Source organism: Marilutibacter spongiae, assembly GCF_014145325.1.
Taxonomy (GTDB): domain Bacteria; phylum Pseudomonadota; class Gammaproteobacteria; order Xanthomonadales; family Xanthomonadaceae; genus Marilutibacter; species Marilutibacter spongiae.
The window spans coordinates 1-17212 of record NZ_JACHTF010000002.1; the positions used below are offsets into that span (position 1 = coordinate 1).

Genomic DNA, 17212 nt, shown 5'->3' on the forward strand with positions numbered 1-17212 from the left:
TCTCGATCATGGCGAAGGGTTCGGTCCCGGTGCAGGCAACGCCGATAACAATTCCGGCCCATCAGGCCGCTTGAACGATAGGCCCCTGCGCCGCGGATTCCATGATGGCCCGGACGATCAACGTCCACCCCAAGGCCGAATACACGACTGCAACCGCACCACTTCCCGACGATCGAAGATCAGCTAAGGCAGCCCTGCTTGACGGAGGAGTCCATACATGAACTGTTAGCCATCACTGCGGGTAGATGAAGTCACTGCTCTCAGAAGGCACGCTCTGCAAAAAGTGAGCGAGCGCTCCTAGCGACTTAGCCCAGATGTGTGTGGCCTCTTCGCGTGTAGCGGAGTAGCCCGTGTTGATAAAAATTGTGCAAGTAAAACCAGACGAATTACCATATTCCGTGAATGTTGCGCCTTCCAGCTCCCAATTGAACGAAGTTGGTGCGGAAAAATTAGAAGTGTGCAAGAAGCGATCGAAGTGGAAGAATATTGGAAAGTAGTTCTTTGCGTCGGCAATAGCGGACTTAGAGTTTATTGCGAACTCAATATATCCGGAGTCTCGATGTCCTTGATCGTCGTCGACAGGCCCACTTACGCAGCCTACCGAGAACAAGCCTGTCTGATGAGAATTGATTGCAAGCGCCAGATCAAGCAAGGCCGAGTCCTTAGCTAGCTCAGGTATGGCGCGGAGCGCGGCCTCATCGCCTTTGACGTACTTAAAGCCATAGTTGGCGTCGCCATCCTCTCGCAGTACTCCGTCACCGCCGTATGGTATGGGCTTGGCTCGATGCCTGATGCTCAAATAGTTGGAGTGTCTAGTCATATTTGGTGTGATGGCTAACGATCCGTTAGGCAGTATGCCAAATGGCATCCTGAGACTCGCCCGCTCGGACTATGACGACCGAAGTCGGCGCTCGTACCAGGGCTGGGATTGATTGACGATCCTGACCACCGACAGCATTACCGGCACCTCGATCAGCACGCCCACCACCGTGGCCAGCGCCGCGCCCGATTGCACGCCGAACAGGGCCACTGCCGTGGCGACTGCCAGTTCGAAGAAGTTGCTTGCGCCGATCAGCGCCGAAGGTCCAGCCACGCAATGAGCGACGCCGAGCCTGCGGTTGAGCAGGTAGGCCAGACCGGAGTTGAAATACACCTGGATCAGGATCGGCACGGCCAGGATCGCGATGATCAGCGGCTGCTCGATGATCTGCCTACCCTGGAATCCGAACAGCAGCAGGAGCGTTGCCAGCAGCGCGACCAGCGACACCGGCCCTAGCCGCGCGAGCACCGCATCGAGCCTCGCCTGCCCGCCATTGGCCAGCAGCCAGCGGCGCAGCAGCACGGCAACCGCGACCGGCACGAGGATATACAGGCCGACCGACAGCGCCAGCGTGTCCCAGGGCACGGTGATCGACGACAGCCCCAGCAGCAGCGCCACCAGCGGCGCGAAGACTACCACCATGATGGCGTCATTGAGCGCGACCTGACTCAGGGTGAAGTTCGCATCGCCGCGGCACAGGTTGCTCCACACGAACACCATCGCGGTGCACGGCGCGGCCGCCAGCAGGATCAGGCCGGCCATGTAGGAGTCGACCTGGTCGGGTGGCAGCCAGTCGGCGAACACATATCGGAGGAAGAACCACCCCAACAGGGTCATCGAGAACGGCTTGACCGCCCAGTTGACGAACAGGGTGACGCCGATCCCGCGCCAGTGTTTGCCTACCTCCCGCATGGCGCCGAAGTCGACCTTCAGCAGCATCGGGATGATCATCAGCCAGATCAGGGCAGCTACTGGCAGATTGACCTTGGCAACCTCCATGCGGCCAAGGCTTGCGAAGGTGTCGGGCAGGAAGTGCCCCAGACCGGTGCCGATCACGATGCACAGCCCGACCCAAAGGGTCAGGTAACGTTCGAACAACCCCATGCGGGGCGCTGCCTCAGCCATCGACGGACCCCTCGTCGTCAGGCTGCACGAAGCCGATACGATCGAGCGACTCCTTCAGAGTTGCATGGTCGTCCCAGGCCTCGGCCGGCAACGCCAGCAGCGCCTGCAGGCGCGCCTTGACGATGCGGTGAGCCTGGCGGAACGCCTCTCGCTTGTCCTCGTCATTGCCCTCCACCACGGCCGGGTCGGGAAGCCCCCAGTGCGCGCGCAGGAAGTCGCCGAACACGATGGGGCAGGTTTCGGCCGCGGCCGAGTCGCAGACCGTCACCACCAGGTCCATCGGCGCCGCATCCACCGTCGCGAACTCGTCCCAGGACTTGCTGCGCAGGCCGGCCGTGGCGATGCCCTCGGCCGCCAGTTGGCCCAGGGCGAAGGGATTGACCGTGCCGGTCGGCTGGCTGCCGGCGCTGAACACTTCGAAGCGATGGCCGGCCCAGGCGCGGAGCGTGGCCTCGGCAAGAACGCTGCGGGCGGAGTTGCCGGTGCAGAGGAATAGGACGCGACGCTTCACGGGGTGGGTTCCTTGATTGGGGGCGGTCTGGGGTTGCGGTCAGCAGCGCAGATGGTCGCCGCGCCGGGGCTGCAGCTTGCATCCTGGGAGCCTGCGCAGCAGTTGTTGGTCAGGTAGGCGACCAGCGCATTCATGGCATCGAAGTTGGCGCTGTAGCAGACGTTGCGGCCCCGGCTCTCGCTGCCGATCAGGCCGGCATGCACGAGTTCCTTCAGGTGGAAGGACAGGGTGGCGCCGGGTACGGCCAACGCCTCGCCGATTTCGCCTGCCATGCGGCCGTCCGGTCCGGCTTCGACCAGCAATCGGAAGATTGCAAGCCGGGTGGCGTGGCCCAGCGCCGTCAACGCGGTGATTGCCTGATTCGTTTTCATTATTCTAGAATAATAGAATTAATATCGAACAGCAATCGCCCCGAATCCAACCCCCCATCTCGAACATAAGGCGGCGCTATGCGCGCATAGCGTCAGTGGGAGGGTTACCGCCGTCAGGGTGCGGCAACGGCATTGAAATCATCGTTCACAATCTGCGCAGCCGCCGTGCGCACTGTGCAAGGTGCGAAGATGTCGAACGCAGGGTCATATTCGCGAGTTGACACTTGCAGCAGCCCGAGTACCGAGTGGAACAAGTAGTCGTGGCTGACCGGCTGGGTGGCCTGTTGCTTCAGGCATCTGGCATCCACGCCGCGATCTGCCGCCATTCCTGGCGACAGCCACATCACCATCGGCACCTTGACCTGGGTTTCTGGCGCCAAGGCGTACGGCAGTCCATGCAGGTAAAGATTGCGTTCGCCCAGGGATTCGCCATGATCGGACACGTAGACCAGCGCGGTGTCGTGATTGGCGTCCTGGGCCAGCAGATCGACCGTGCGCGCCAGGAAATCGTCGGTCGCCAGGATCGCATTGTCGTAGGCATTGACGATCTCCTGCTGCGTACATGCCCCTAGGTCGGGACTGGTGCAGTCGGGCCGGTACACACGCAAGGCCGGCGGATAGCGTCGGAAATAGCTGGGACCGTGGTTGCCCAGTTGGTGCAGCACGACCACCACATCGCCGGGGTTGGTGTCGATGGCCTCGTGCAGCCCTTCCAGCATGATGACGTCGCGGCAGGTCCGATCGTCGCACAGCGGATTGTTGCGCAGCTGCCGGTACGACTCGAACGCCAAGCCGTCGCAGACGCCCTTGCAGCCGGTCTGATTGTCCCGCCACAGGGTCTTGATGCCGGCGCGTTCCAGCACGTGCAGTAGCGACTCGGACTGGCGGATCAGGGACCGGTCGTAACCGCGGCGTCCGATCACCGAGAACATGCACGGCACCGACACTTCGGTGTTCGAGCCACAGGCGGTGACATCACGGAAGTTGATTACGTCCCGTTTTGCGAGTTGCGGTGTAGTCTGGCGTGCGTAGCCGTTGAGGCCCCAGTTCTGGGCGCGCACCGTTTCGCCGATCACGATCACGAGCAAGTGCGGCTTGGTCGTCGGGGTGTGGCCGGCCAGTCGCGCGTCCGCCGCTACCACTTGGCGCGGGCCCTTCGGCTCGCCCATATCGCCCAGCAACACCCGCCCCAACGAGGACAGGTAATTGCCCGGTGCGATCAGATAGCGCAGGGGCTTGTGGTTGCGCATCAACGACGACACATCCTGGAACGCCACCAGCAAGGCCACTACCGCCAACGCGGTCAGGGCGACGACCGTGAGGACGCGCTGGATCAGCGCTCGCCACCAAGACGTGCGTCGGATCCGCACCGTCCACAGCAACGCCGCGGGCAACAAACCGTAGGCTAACATCATGCCGATCAGCGCCGGCGTCAACAGCTCTGCGGACTCGCGGCTGTCGGTGCCCAACACGTTGCGCACCATACCCGGGTCAAGATGCACCGCGTAGGCGCTGGCAAAGTAGCTTGCTGCCGCCGTGGTCAGCAGCAGCATCGTCAGCACCGGCTTAGCCGTCCAGCGCGTCAGAAGCAGGCACAGCAGCGCTGCGTGCACGGCAAAGATGGCCACGAACAGCGACGCGGCGGTCAGCCAGCCTGTCGGTCCGGACAGGTCGCCGGCGGCGGACGCGGCACGCCAAAACGCGCCATTGGCAGTGACGGCGAAGTACGCGCTCGCCAACAGCGCCAGACCTTCTGAGCTCAGTTCGGGGCGCCGACCGGTCCACGGGAGCCACCGCGGACGGCGGGCCTCCATCATGCCGTCAGCCATCCCATCCACTCTCAACCACTCGGTCCGACGCGCATCCCGCGCTTCACGCATGACCATGCGCCTCCCCGCATGGCGTCAATTCCACCTGCAGCGTGGCGTGATGGACGTTGAACTGCTCCTTCAGCGCCTCGGCCAGCGCACCTCGCATCTGCTCGGCATCCACGCCGGCGTCCTGTAACACTACATGGGCGGTCAGGACCGGCTGCTGCGATCCCAGTGCCCACACATGCAGATCGTGGATCTCGCGCACGCCGGGATGAGACACCAGCATGGATCGGAGCGACTCCAGTTCCATCCCCGCCGGCACGCCTTGCATCAACACATGGCCGGCCTGACGCAGCAACGTCCACGTGCGCGGCAGCACCCACAGGCCGATCAGCGCGGCGATGATCGGATCAGCCAAGGTCCAGCCGGTGAAGCGGATGATCAGCGCACCTATGATGACGCCCACCGACCCTAGCATGTCGCTCCAGACTTCCAGGTAGGCGCCACGCACGTTCAAGCTGGTGCCGCTGCCAGCCTTGAGCAGGCGCATCGAAATCAGGTTCACCACCAGCCCGATGGTCGCAATCACCAGCATGCCTCCGGAGGCCACTTCCGGCGGCTGCCGAAAGCGACCCGCTGCCTCCCACAGGATGTAGCCGGCCACGACGAACAGCAGCCCGCCGTTGATCATCGCGCCGATGGCCTCCATGCGGGCATACCCGTAGGTACGCTTGGCATCCGGTGGACGTCGGCTCAGCCGTACCGCGAACAGCGAGATCGCCAGCGCGATGACGTCGGTCATCATGTGCGCCGCGTCGGACAGCAATGCGAGGCTATTGGTCAGCAAGCCACCGACGACTTCGGCGATCAGGAACGATGCGGTCAAACCGAAGGCCCACCAGAGTGGCTTCTCGTGCTTGATCTCGCTGGTGCCGTGATCGTGCCCTGCGCCCATCACCGTTCTCCTGCGGCTGCTTGACTCACCGGCCAGGCGTGGTCCACCGGGTGGACGAAGACGGCCCCCGAGGGGAGGCCGCCAACATGTCCTTTTTCCCGAATCAGTCCGACGACCTGCTCAAAATGCGCGTCTTCGCAGTAGGCCTCCAGTCGAACCTCCAACTCACCCTCCGAGCCCATGTCCGCTCGTACGATGGCCGCGTCTGGTTGCACGACGCCGTGCACCCGGCTGAGCGAAAGGTGGTACAGGTCCGCCTGCTCAAGCGCACGCACAACCGGCCCGGCGTGGGAGGAATGGACGAATGCGACGATCAGTTTCATGGTGGTATCCCTCATGTGCCCACACGCTCATGGCGTGTCGTTGATCGGCATCGATTGTTCGATCGTACTGACGTAGATCCAGCCCGCGTCTGCGTGGCCGGTACGCCCTACTGTCCGGAAGATTTCGACCGCCTTGGCAACGTCATCGTCTTCACAGAACAACTCCATCTGTATTTCATTGATGACCTTGTCGCCCAACTCGACCGAGTACTGCTGCTCGCGCGCACTGAGTGCGCGCAGCAGGCCTTTCACGTCGAACAGGCTCAGTCGCTGGAAACCGGCAGCCTCCAGTGCGTGGATCAGATCAGAGACCCGGTTGCGGTGCACGAACGCCTTGATCTGTTTCATGGAGCGGTCTCCTGTGCTTTGCGCTCAGCGCGGTTTTCCAGCCATTCGTACAAGACGGGCAACAGGATCAGCGTCAGAAACGTTGAGCTGATCAATCCGCCCACGACCACCGTCGCCAACGGACGCTGGGTCTCGGCGCCGACGCCGCTGGACAGCAGCATCGGCACCAGGCCCAGGATCGCGACGCTGGCGGTCATCAGCACCGGCCGCAACCGCAAGGCTGTGCCCTGGATCACAGCCTCACGCACCGATCGGCCCTTGTCGCGCAACTCGTTGAGGAAGCTCACCAGCACGATGCCGTTGAGCATGGCCACGCCGAACACCGCGATGAAGCCGATCGCGGAGGGCACTGACAGATACTGGCCAGTGACAAACAGTGCGAGCAAGCCGCCGATGGTGGCGAACGGCACGTTGGCCAGGATCAGCGCAGCGTACTTGATCGAGTTGAACGCGGTGTAGAGCAGCACGAAGATGAAGAAGATCGTGATCGGCACGATCAACGCCAACTTCGCCAAGGCGCGTTGCTGGTTCTCGAATGCGCCGCCCCACTCGATCCAGTAACCTGCGGGCAGTGTCACCTGCTGCTTGATCGCGGCCTCAGCCTCCTTGACGAAACCGTCGACGTCTCGGCCGCGCACGTCCATCTGGATCACGGCATAGCGCTGCAGTTGCTCGCGGCGGACGAACGAGTAGCCTTCGGCCACGCTCACGTCAGCAACCTCCGACAACGGCACCAAGGCACCGGTGGCCGTGCGCAACGGGATCTTCCGCAAAGCCTCGACCGAATCGCGAGTCGCATCGCTCAACCGCACCGCGATGTCGAACCGCTTCACGCCATCGAGCAGCACACTCACCGGCTCACCGCCCAGGCCATTGCGGACGATGGTGAGCACTTCCTCGGCATTCATGCCGTGACGGGCCAGTTCATCCCGATCGACCTGGATGCGAATCTGCGGCTTGCCGACATTGGCCTCCAGCGACAGATCGGCCACCCCTTGCACCTTGCCGAGGACAGTCTTGAGCTGGCCGCTGATGCGGTCGAGTTCCTCCAGGTCTTCGCCATAGAGTTTCAGCGCCAAGGTCGCACGCACGCCCGAGATCAATTCCTCCACGCGCATCTGGATCGGTTGGGTGTAGCCCGGCACCACGTTGGGCACGACCTTCTCCAGCGTCTCCTGCATGGCTTCTTCGAGTTGCTTGATGTTTCGGCCGGACTTCCACTCGTCCTCGGGTTTGAGGGCGGTGTAGATTTCCATGTAGTTGACGTCGGCAGTTTCGCCTTTCTCGGCGCGGCCGATCATCGCCAGCGTGGTCTCGACCTCCGGAAACTGCTCGAATGCCTTGGCAATGGTGTTGCTGGTCTTGATCGATTCGTTCAGCGAAGTCGACGGGATGCCCGTGACGCGCCACATGATCGAGCCTTCTTGCAACTGCGGCATGAACTCCTTGCCCAGGAACGGGAACAGCGCCAGGCTCGCCAACAGTGCGACGACGGCGCTGACCACGACCACCCGCTTGCGTGCCAGCGCCTTGTCCAACAGCGGCCGGTAGCCGCGTTTGATTTTGGCGACCAGCCACGTATCGCGCTCCGGCTTGGGCTTGAGGATCATCGAGGCCAGCACCGGGATCAGGGTCAGGCTCAGGATCAGCGAACCGGCCATTGCGAAGGCAATATTGAAAGCCATCGGCTTGAACATCTTGCCTTCGAGTCCTTCCAGCGCGAACAGCGGCAGGAACACGACGATGATGATGCCGATCGCAAACGTAATCGGGTTGGCCACTTCCTTCGCCGCCGCCAGCACCGCGGAGGTCCTGTCGACCTTCTCGCCGTGCTCGAGACGCTCGGCCATGATCCGGAAGGCGTTCTCGACCATCACCACCGCGCCGTCGACCATCATGCCGATGCCGATCGCTAATCCAGCCAGCGACATCAGGTTGGCCGACAGGCCAACCTGGCCCATCCCGATGAAGGCAATCAGCATCGCCAGTGGCAACGTCACGATCACAACCAGCGCCGAGCGCAGTTCGCCCAGGAACAGGAACAGGATGATCGCCACCAGGATCGAGCCTTCGATCAACGCGCGAGTCGCCGTCCCCACCGCCTTGTTGACCAGGTCGGTGCGCTCGTAGATCGGCTTGAGCACCATCGTCTTGGGCAACGCATCGCGTACGACATCGAGTTTGCCCTTGACCGCTTCGACCACGTCCTTGGCGTTCTCGCCGATGCGCGCCAGGGCCATGCCCAGCACGACTTCCTCGCCGTCGCGGGTCACCGCACCAAAGCGCGGCGCCGGGGCTTCCACCACGGTGGCCACATCGCGCAAATACACCGGCACGCCATCCTCGGCCTTGAGCACGATCTCACCGATATCCTTGGTAGATCGCAACAGGCCCAGGCCACGAACAAGGAACTGTTCGCGCCCCACGTCCATGACGTTGCCGCCGACCTGGCCGTTGTTGGCCGGAATCGCGTTGATCACGTCGCCAAACCCCAGTCCACGCGCATAGAGCCGTTGCGGATCGATCTGGACCTGATACTCGCGCTCGCCGCCGCCCCAGGAGGAGACATCGTCCACACCAGGCGCGGTGCGCAGGATCAGGCGCACCGTCCATTCCTGCCAGGTGCGCAGGTCCATGTCGGTGACCTGATCCTTGCTGACGCCCGGAGCACGCTCGACCGTGTACCAGAACACCTGACCCAGACCGGAGGTATTGGGCCCCATGCTCGGCTTGCCATAGCCTTCGGGCAGTCGATCGCCAATCTCCTGCAGTCGCTCGTTGACCAGCTGCCGCGCGAAATAGATGTCCATGTCGTCCTCGAAATAGACGGCGACATAGGACAGGCCAAACAGGCTGACCGATCGGATTTCCTGCACTTTCGGCAGACCGGCGAGCGCCGATTCGATCGGGGTCGTCAACAGAAGTTCGATGTCCTCCGCGGCCAGGCCGGGGGACTCGGTGTAGACGTTGACCTGGACGGGCGTGACGTCCGGGAAGGCGTCGATGGGCACGTTGCGCACTGCGCTGATGCCGAGGAAGGCCACCACCGCGAAGGCGATCAGCACCAGAAACTTGTAGCGCAGGGAAAGTTCGACCAGGCGATTCAGCATGGCGCACCTCCGCGTATCACGAGGGAGAGATCAATGACCATGACCCTCTCCCAGTTGCGCCTTGAGAATCTGCGACTTGACCGCAAACGCACCGGCGACCACGACGTTGTCGCCTGCCTTCAACCCTTCGCGGATGACGGTGCGATCGCCGATCACTTCACCCACGCGCACCGGCACGGGTTCGAGTGCCCCAGCGCGGTTGCGACGGAACACCACGGTTTCACCTTCAAGTTGCACCAATGCATCGGTTGGGACGGCTAGCTGCGTGGCGGATTTGTTGTCCGTGTTAGCCGCAGGAGCGGCCTCGAAATACACTTCGACGAAATCGCCGCCATGCAGACGGTCGCCCTCGTTCGGCACCTCGACCCGGACTGAAGCATTGCGGGTGGCTTCGGACGTGCGATGGGCGCTACGTAGCACCTTGCCGACAAGATGCTCCCCACCCACCACGATGGTTGCCGCGCTTCCGGCCTCAATGCGGGAGGCCGTGCCGGACGGCAATTTGGCATCCACCCAGACGGTCGACTCGTCCACCAGTCGGAACAGCGCCTTGCCCGGCTCAATGCGCTCGCCGACGACAAAATCGTCCTCGGTGAGGCGGCCGGCATGCGGCGCGGTCAGGGTGAATTGACCATTGACGCTCCCACTCGATGTGCCGGGCAATCCGTAGGCCTGCGCCTTGGCGCGGGCACGCTCGACTGCCACCTTGGCTTCGTTGATGCGGCGGCCGGCAACGGCCTCGCGCCCCAAGGCCGAGACACGCCGCCACTCCTGTTCGGCAATGCGCAGATCGGCCTGCGCGTCGGACACCTCAACGCTGGCCAGCGTCACCAACGGCGCGCCGGCGCGCACTTCGTCACCGAGCTTGGCGTGCCGGCGGACGACGAGCGATTCGACGCGGGGCGTGATCAAGGTCGTGCCATAGGCGCTGTCGACCACTTCGCCCGGTGCACGCAGTTCCTCGCTGAGCGAGGACGGTTGCAGCGTCTGCAGTTTGATACCGGCGGCTTTGAGCGCGGCCTCGTCCATCTTCACTGGCTCGGCGGCTTCGCCTTCTTCGCCTGCTTCAGCGTGCGCTTCCGCACCTTCGGCATGATCGGCTTCACTCGACTCGGCATGTTCGGCGGTAGGCGCCTGGGCCGATTCAGTTTCGGGCGTTTTCGAGCAGGCGGAAATCGCCAGCAGCAATGCCGCAGCAAGCGGCAGCATGATCAGTCGGGACGGGGTCATCAGTAGGGTTCTCATGGGGTGCCCTCCAGGCCGGCCCAGCGTTCGAGCTGGCCGGTGGCGGCAAGGTAATCAGCGTAGTGGCGCCAAAGGCGCGCTTCGAGTTCGGCACCGGCCAGTTGCGTGTCGAGGGTCTGCTTGAGCTGCAGCAGGTAGTCGGCGGTGGACAGCTCGCCCTCGCGCCAGAGTTTTTCCAACAGGTTGGCGCGCCGGTCCACATCGGTACCGCGGCTATTCTTCCATCGCTTCCAAGCCGCGAACGCCGCGGCATAGCTGTCAATCGTGCGGCGGCGGTCGGCTTCCAGTTCCAGTTGCACCCGCTGCAGATCGGCCTGCGCCACGTCCGCATCGGCCTGGGCGGCAACGACTTCGGCGCGGTACGAATTGCGTACGAACAGCGGGATGGTGAGGGTGACCCCGACGACATTGTCGGTCAGGCCGCCAACGTCGTATTCCTTGCGCCCGCCATAGGCGCCTACGGTCGGGTCTGCGATACGGTTGCGGCGCGCCACCGTGACCTCGCGTTCGGCGGCGGTGGCCGCGGCCTGCGCGGCCTGCCAGTCCGGCAGAGACTCGACACCATCAACGGCGGTTTCCGGGGCCGGCAGCAGATCGGTCGGCAGCGCCGTGCCGGCGATCCACTCGGACGTTCCGCCGACCGTGCGGAAGCGGGCTTCGGCATCGGCCTGGTCGGCCAGCAACTGCGCCTGTTCCGCCTCCGCCTCATCCCGGGCGAGCAGCGCCAGATCGCGCTCCAGGCCGGAGATGTCGTCGGCCGTGAATTGCTTCTCGGCCAGTTCGGCAAACCGGGTCACCAACGCCAACCGGCGTTCGCCGGTACGCACGCGCTGCTGCGCCGTCTGCAGGTCAGCCCAACCGGCGAACCACTGCCGGGCGAAATCGCGTCGGCGCACCCGCGCTTCGGCCGTGACCTGATCGACACGGGCGCTGGCGGCATCGCGCCGGACCCGACGTTTGCCGCTCAGATCCAAGGTCAGGTTCAGGCCGGCACTGTTCGTACGCTCGGTGCCTTCATCGTCGCTGGACAGCTCCAGCTCCGGGTTGTACAGCGGCTGTCCCGCGGCGGTCAGGCGGGCACGGGCGGCGGCCAACTGCGCCTCGGTCGCCCGGTAAGACGGGTGCTGCTGCCAAGCGGCTTGCAGCGCTTGACGGATGGCGGGCGGAGCGGTGCTGGCGTCAGCGGCCCAGGCAGGGGTGAGCCAAGAGCCGATCGCCAGCAGAGCGACGGCCGCACGCACGACGAAACGTCGCCGTGACGAATGGAAAACAGGCATGAATCAATCCTCTGAATCGACGGGACCTCCCACGCATGGCGAGTGGGGGGATGATGGAATGTCGATCAGACGATGGGAGGTCGAAGCTCCAGGAGCACCGGTGCACTGCGGTTGGCCGACACGGCATAGCCAAACCGTGCGTGTGGCAGGGCTGTTGCCATGGTGTGGGGCGTCACCGGGACGGCCACTGCATGGGGGCAGCTACAGTGCGTGCAGGCGCTACCCTGCGGCAACGTGCCTTGGGCCGGGTCTGCGCCATCCGTGTCCGACACAGAATTCACGATCAACTGGTGGGTGGAATCAGTCCCCAGCCCCAAAAGGGCAAAGTCGTGCTGGGCGCAGGCGGCGACTACGCCGATCTTCATCGCGAATACCAGTAGCACCAGCGCCGCCAGCCGCGCCGAAGCGCGTAGGCGGCCAAGCATGGTGCTGGGAGCGGTCGCAAGCATCGGCGCATGATACCGGCCGGCGGGGGTGTTATGAAATTGCATCAGGCAGCGCCTTCTCGGAAGGCGTCTGCGGGCGAGCGGCGGGGCCAGGGCAGCATGGCCTTACTCGGTTGCACTGCCGCGATTCCGCGCCTTCTGACGCGCCCGCCGTGCGTCACCGAGGATTTCCACAGCCTCCTTGATGACGTACAGGCCGATCAGGGTGCCGATGATGAAGTCCGGATAGGGCGAGCCTAGCCATAGCACCAGCACGCCGGCGAGAATCACGCCTATGTTGGCCACCACGTCCGCGCGGGTGAATAGCCAGGTTGCTCGCAAATGCACCTCACCGGACTTCAGCGGCGCCAGCAAGCGCAGCACGTAGACGTTCACCGCAAGCGACAACAACGCGGTGCCGATCATCCAACCACTCAGCGGCTCGGCGCCATGCAGCACGCGACGCCCCACTTCGATCAATACTCCCACACCGAGCACCAGCAGCACGCTGCCGCTCAGCCAGGCCGCATTGGCCTTGAAACGAGCGGTCCGCCCAATGGCAATCAATCCGATCGCATAGGCTGTGGCGTCGGAGAGCATGTCCAGCGCATCGGCCAGCAGGCCGGCGGACTGTGCGATCCAGCCGGTCACACCGCCAATGACCGCCATGGCCGCATTCAGTACCAGGGCAATCCACAACACCCGACGCTCAGCAACATTCTTGGCTTCGTGATGGCAGCCGCAATCACTCATGGCCTGGATCCTTGTTCTTCAACGTCGCGAAGCGCAAGACGTGGATCGGGAATCTTGCGAAGCAAGACCATCACTTTGCTGCCAGTCCTTCCACGCACCTGACAACACGTGCGCGGCCGTGTGCAGGAACAGCGCCGCGACCAGCGCGCCGATGACCAGATCCGGCCAAGCCACATCGAGCCAGGCGACCAGGCCGGCGGCCGCGATCACGCCGAGATTGTTGACCAGATCATTGCGCGAGCACAGCCAGACCGAGCGCATGTTCATGTCGTCGCTGCGGAACCGGGTGAGCAGCGCAAAACAGGCCAGGTTACCGACCAAAGCCACGGTGGCCGCGATAGCCATGACTGGAGCCAGTGGTTCGGTGCCGAACCAGGCGCGGCGACCGACCTCCACCAGCACCGCAACACCGAACAACGCCTGGATCCCACCCTTGAGGAACACGGCCTTGCTGCGTTGACGCAGCGTGCCGCCGATCACCCACAGACTCAGCCCGTAGACCAGCGCATCGCCCAGGCTGTCCAGCGAATCAGCCTGCAGCGCGCTCGAATCGCCCCACCAGCCGGCACCGAACTCGCCGGCGAACAGCAACAAGTTGATCGCCAGCACGATCCACAACACACGTCGGCGGGCGTGGTCAGTATTGGCGCTCAGCGCCGCCGCCGTGTCGTGGCAATCACATTGGCTCATGGCATCCATCTCATGATTTGGCCTCCCGTGCCAAGGCGCGTGAAGTGCGGGTATTGACGAAGAAGCCGATTGCCGCGGCGATTGCGACGGTCAGCTGCGCCAACAGCGACTGCCAGGACGGGTAGACGCCGAGCCATTCGATGCGAGGCGCGGTGACCAGCACCTGCGACACCCAGCCAGCCTCCTGCAAGGCGGCGACGCCTTTGCCGACCAGAATGACCGCCAGTACCGCGATCAGGATCGAACTGATCGAGAAAAACCGGCCGATCGGCAGGCGCTTGCTCATGCGCAGCATCCAGTACGCCACCGCGGCGAGAACCACGCTTCCGGCCACGAGGCCCGCGATAATTGCGCTGGAAGCCTGTTCGCTCCACATCGCGATGTAGAACAGGATCGTCTCGAACACCTCGCGATAGACCGCGACGAAGGCCAGCAGGAACAGGAAGATCGCCGAACGCCGCGTCAATGCCGCCGACATCTTCGCGTGCAGATACTGCTGCCAGCGCCCGGCCAGACTCTTCTGGTGCATCCAGATGCCCACACTCAGCAACACCACCGCAGCGAACAGCGCCGACACGCCTTCGGTGACCTCGCGATTGGCGCCACTGATGCCCACCAGATAGGTCGCCACCATCCAGGTTATCCCGCCGGCCAGTAGCGCGCCGATCCAGCCGGCATGCACGTAGGGCAGCACCTCGCGGCGCTCGGCCTTGCGCAGAAACGCGATCATGCCGATCACGATCAGCAGCGCTTCCAGGCCCTCGCGCACCAGAATGGTGAAGCTGCCGAGGAAGGCCGTAGTCGTGTCCGTGTACGTGTCCTGCAGCGCCGTCTCGGCGCGATCGAACAACTCGGTGATCTGCACCGCCTGCGCCGATACCTCCGCCGGTGCGGTGCCTTGGCCGATTTGGGTGCGGAACCGGGCCATGGCAGTTTCGATGTCCCGCATCAAGGCGGCATCGCGCGTGGCCAGCGTCGGCTCGACCGGCTCCACACCATCCAGATAGGCCGACAAGGCAAATGACCGGGCCTGTGCAGCGTCGCCGGCGGCATAGGCACGCTGGCTGTCGGCCAGTCGCTGCCGCGCCAGCGCGAACGGTCCGGGGTTGTCGGCAACCGATTCGTTCACCGCCTGCGGTCGCGAGCGCAGGTAGGCGATGATCGCCGAGGCCTGCTCGGCGTCTACCGAAGCGGCAAGTCCGACCTCGCTGGTGCGCGTCAAAGCTTCGAGCGTGGGAATGCGCCCGCGCAGTTCGGCATCCTTTCGCCACAACGCCTCGCCGTCAGTGCGGGCCTGCGGCGAATACGCCAAGCTGCCCACGTAGAACGCCAGCGCCCAGCGGTCGTCTTCGGGCAACGCGGCAAAGCTGGCCATCCCGGTACCCGGTACGCCCTGCGAAATCACCTCGTACAGGGCGAACGGTGTGCGCTGGGCAGCGCGGGCGGCGTCGGTGAAGGCAATTGGCGGGGGATCCAGACCCGCCGCAGCCGGACCGTCACCATGTCCGGTGGGGCCGTGGCAGACCGCGCACTGTTGGGCGTAGAGCGCGGCCGCACGGGCCGGTTCGGGCGGTGCAGCCGGCACCGCCCCAATCGGGTAGCTGGCCAGCACATCGTCAGCCAGTCCACGGGCGAGCATCGCCACTTGTGCGGGCTCGGCCTTGGCCGCCACCGCCGCCACCAGCCGATCGGCCTGCGCGACCAATGCCGGCTGCTTCGGCGCGGCAGGCAGGGCTGCCAACTGCGTTCGCACTGTGTTGGCGAACTCCTGCATTTCGGCGTATTCGCCCGGGACCACCACGCGCCCGTGCTGGATCGCGCCGGCGTAGTCCACTGCGATGTAATCGAGCATTTGCCAAGCTTGGCGCGGATTGGCTTGGCTCGGTTCAGCGGCGCTCGCAGGAAGGGATGTGGCCACCCAGGCCACCAAAGCGGCGATCAGGAGGTTGCGGATCAGAGCGGCAAGCAGGGACATGGGCGGTCACGAAAGAAGGTGCCGGTCTCTGAGTTGGCACCGGAAGGGGCGCAGCGTAAAGTCCGTAGTAGCTACAGAGTCAAGGAATGCGAATGAAAATCAGTGACGCCGCCGCTGCCAGCGGCTGCCACCTGGAAACCATCCGCTATTACGAGCGTGTCGGGCTGATGCCGCCACCGGCACGAACCGCAAGTGGCTACCGCGCCTACCGTCCGGCCGAGGTGGAGCGGCTACGCTTCATCAGCCGCGGGCGCGAACTGGGCTTCAGTCTGGAGGAAATCCGCAGCCTGCTGCGGTTGGATGATGATCCCAAAATGTCGTGCGGCGATGTCGATGCGATCGCTCGCACGCACTTGGCTGACATCCGCCAGCGGATCGACGAACTCCAGCGCATGGTCATGGAACTGGAACGTGTGATCGCCCAGTGCGCCGGCGGCGAGCGCGAGTGCTGCACCATCCTCCATGCGCTGCGGGACACGGGAATCGTCTCAAAGCGCGACGTCGCCCGGCGTCGCGTATGACGCTGGACCGGTACCTCGAAGCCGCCACGCGCGAGAATACGCGACGGAGCTATGCCTCAGCGGTGCGGCATTTCGAGGTTGAGTGGGGTGGTCATTTGCCGGCGACCGCTGACAACGTCGCCCGTTACCTGGCCGAGTACGCCGGCCAACTGGCTACCAACACACTCAAGCAACGTCTGGCGGCGTTGGCGCAGTGGCATACCGAACAGGGCTTCGTCGATCCGACCAAGGCGCCCTTGGTGCGCAAGGTGCTCAAGGGCATTCAAACCCTCCACCCCTCGGTCGAAAAGCAGGCCGAACCGCTGCAGTTGACCCGACTGGCCCAGGTGGATGATTGGCTTGGTACCGCGATTGCAGCTGCGCAGGAACGCGATGATTGCGCAGATGCACTCCGCCTTCAGCGTGATCGCGCCCTGATCCTCCTGGGCTTCTGGCGGGGCTTCCGCGGCGACGAACTGATCCGCGTGCAGGTCGAACACCTGCGCCTGGTGCCTGGTGAAGGCATGACCTGTTTCCTGTCGCGCAGCAAGGGGGATCGCCAAGCCATGGGCAATACGTACAAGGTGCCGGCGTTGTCGCGCTTGTGTCCGGTGACTGCGACTGCTGAATGGATTGCCGCGGCAGATTTGATACAGGGGCCGGTGTTCCGCGGTGTCGATCGCTGGGGCCACGTGAGCGAGACGCCGCTGCATCCGAACAGTTTGATTCCGCTGCTGCGCCGCCTGTTCATGGCCGCCGGCCTTCCCGATGCTGAGGACTACAGCAGCCATTCCCTGCGTCGCGGTTTCGCTGGATGGGCCAACGCCAACGGGTGGGATGTCAAGGCGCTGATGGAGTACGTCGGCTGGCGCGATGTGCACTCGGCCATGCGCTACCTCGATGGCGGCGACCCATTCGCCCGCCAGCGCATCGAGGCTGGCCTGCCAGCGCCGACACTTCCACCCCCGTG

Annotated in this window: 16 protein-coding genes and 1 pseudogene; 2 read left to right on the top strand and 15 right to left on the bottom strand. The window is 64.1% G+C overall.

Features of this window, described 5'->3' with window-relative positions:
• Window positions 1-232: 232 nt before the first annotated feature.
• The 15 genes from H4F98_RS01520 to H4F98_RS01590 form a co-directional block, all read right to left on the bottom strand.
• The gene (locus H4F98_RS01520; RefSeq protein WP_182684912.1) at window positions 233-799 is read right to left on the bottom strand and encodes a hypothetical protein; all 567 of its coding nucleotides are present in this window, start codon (window positions 797-799) and stop codon (window positions 233-235) included.
• A gap of 90 nt (window positions 800-889) precedes the next feature.
• Window positions 890-1924, bottom strand: coding sequence for an ACR3 family arsenite efflux transporter (gene arsB / locus H4F98_RS01525; RefSeq protein ID WP_182685203.1), 1035 nt, complete (start codon window positions 1922-1924; stop codon window positions 890-892).
• Window positions 1925-1937: 13 nt separating this feature from the next.
• Entirely contained in the window at window positions 1938-2456 is a 519-nt protein-coding gene (locus H4F98_RS01530) for an arsenate reductase/protein-tyrosine-phosphatase family protein (protein WP_182684913.1), read from the bottom strand.
• Window positions 2453-2827: an ArsR/SmtB family transcription factor gene (locus H4F98_RS01535; RefSeq protein ID WP_246372748.1), complete on the bottom strand. Its 375-nt coding sequence runs from the start codon at window positions 2825-2827 to the stop codon at window positions 2453-2455. The genes H4F98_RS01530 and H4F98_RS01535 overlap by 4 nt, the downstream gene beginning before the upstream one ends.
• A 113-nt stretch (window positions 2828-2940) precedes the next feature.
• Window positions 2941-4656 (bottom strand): phosphoethanolamine transferase, encoded by a 1716-nt coding sequence (locus H4F98_RS01540; RefSeq protein WP_182684914.1) that lies wholly within the window; start codon window positions 4654-4656, stop codon window positions 2941-2943.
• Window positions 4657-4699: 43 nt separating this feature from the next.
• Window positions 4700-5596 carry a cation diffusion facilitator family transporter gene (locus H4F98_RS01545; RefSeq protein WP_182684915.1) on the bottom strand — a complete coding sequence of 299 codons (897 nt, stop codon included), beginning with the start codon at window positions 5594-5596 and terminating at the stop codon, window positions 4700-4702.
• A complete protein-coding gene (locus tag H4F98_RS01550) occupies window positions 5596-5919 on the bottom strand; it encodes a P-II family nitrogen regulator (protein ID WP_182684916.1) in 324 nt (107 codons plus the stop codon). Before H4F98_RS01550 ends, H4F98_RS01545 begins: the two co-directional genes overlap by 1 nt.
• A gap of 27 nt (window positions 5920-5946) precedes the next feature.
• The gene (locus H4F98_RS01555; protein ID WP_182684917.1) at window positions 5947-6267 is read right to left on the bottom strand and encodes a P-II family nitrogen regulator; all 321 of its coding nucleotides are present in this window, start codon (window positions 6265-6267) and stop codon (window positions 5947-5949) included.
• Entirely contained in the window at window positions 6264-9377 is a 3114-nt protein-coding gene (locus tag H4F98_RS01560) for an efflux RND transporter permease subunit (RefSeq protein WP_182684918.1), read from the bottom strand. Before H4F98_RS01560 ends, H4F98_RS01555 begins: the two co-directional genes overlap by 4 nt.
• Before the next feature lie 30 nt (window positions 9378-9407).
• Window positions 9408-10622, bottom strand: a complete 1215-nt coding sequence (locus tag H4F98_RS01565; RefSeq protein WP_182684919.1) for an efflux RND transporter periplasmic adaptor subunit — start codon at window positions 10620-10622, stop codon at window positions 9408-9410.
• A complete protein-coding gene (locus H4F98_RS01570) occupies window positions 10619-11899 on the bottom strand; it encodes a TolC family protein (RefSeq protein WP_182684920.1) in 1281 nt (426 codons plus the stop codon). The genes H4F98_RS01565 and H4F98_RS01570 overlap by 4 nt, the downstream gene beginning before the upstream one ends.
• Window positions 11900-11964: 65 nt before the next feature.
• Complete coding sequence (locus H4F98_RS01575) at window positions 11965-12390, bottom strand: hypothetical protein (protein ID WP_182684921.1); 426 nt, start codon at window positions 12388-12390, stop codon at window positions 11965-11967.
• A 60-nt stretch (window positions 12391-12450) separates the two neighbouring features.
• Window positions 12451-13077, bottom strand: coding sequence for a cation efflux transmembrane domain-containing protein (locus H4F98_RS01580; RefSeq protein ID WP_182684922.1), 627 nt, complete (start codon window positions 13075-13077; stop codon window positions 12451-12453).
• 18 nt (window positions 13078-13095) lie between these two features.
• Complete coding sequence (locus H4F98_RS01585) at window positions 13096-13767, bottom strand: cation efflux transmembrane domain-containing protein (protein ID WP_182684923.1); 672 nt, start codon at window positions 13765-13767, stop codon at window positions 13096-13098.
• A gap of 10 nt (window positions 13768-13777) precedes the next feature.
• Window positions 13778-15742 (bottom strand): cytochrome c/FTR1 family iron permease, encoded by a 1965-nt coding sequence (locus H4F98_RS01590; protein ID WP_182684924.1) that lies wholly within the window; start codon window positions 15740-15742, stop codon window positions 13778-13780.
• A 92-nt stretch (window positions 15743-15834) separates the two neighbouring features.
• Between H4F98_RS01590 and H4F98_RS01595 the strand changes: the two genes are divergently transcribed.
• Together H4F98_RS01595 and H4F98_RS01600 are read left to right on the top strand one after the other, a co-directional pair.
• Window positions 15835-16263, top strand: coding sequence for a MerR family transcriptional regulator (locus H4F98_RS01595; protein WP_182684925.1), 429 nt, complete (start codon window positions 15835-15837; stop codon window positions 16261-16263).
• Window positions 16260-17210 (top strand): annotated as a pseudogene (locus H4F98_RS01600) (site-specific integrase); the annotation flags it as partial. The gene H4F98_RS01595 and the pseudogene H4F98_RS01600, both read left to right, overlap by 4 nt.
• Window positions 17211-17212 lie beyond the last annotated feature (2 nt).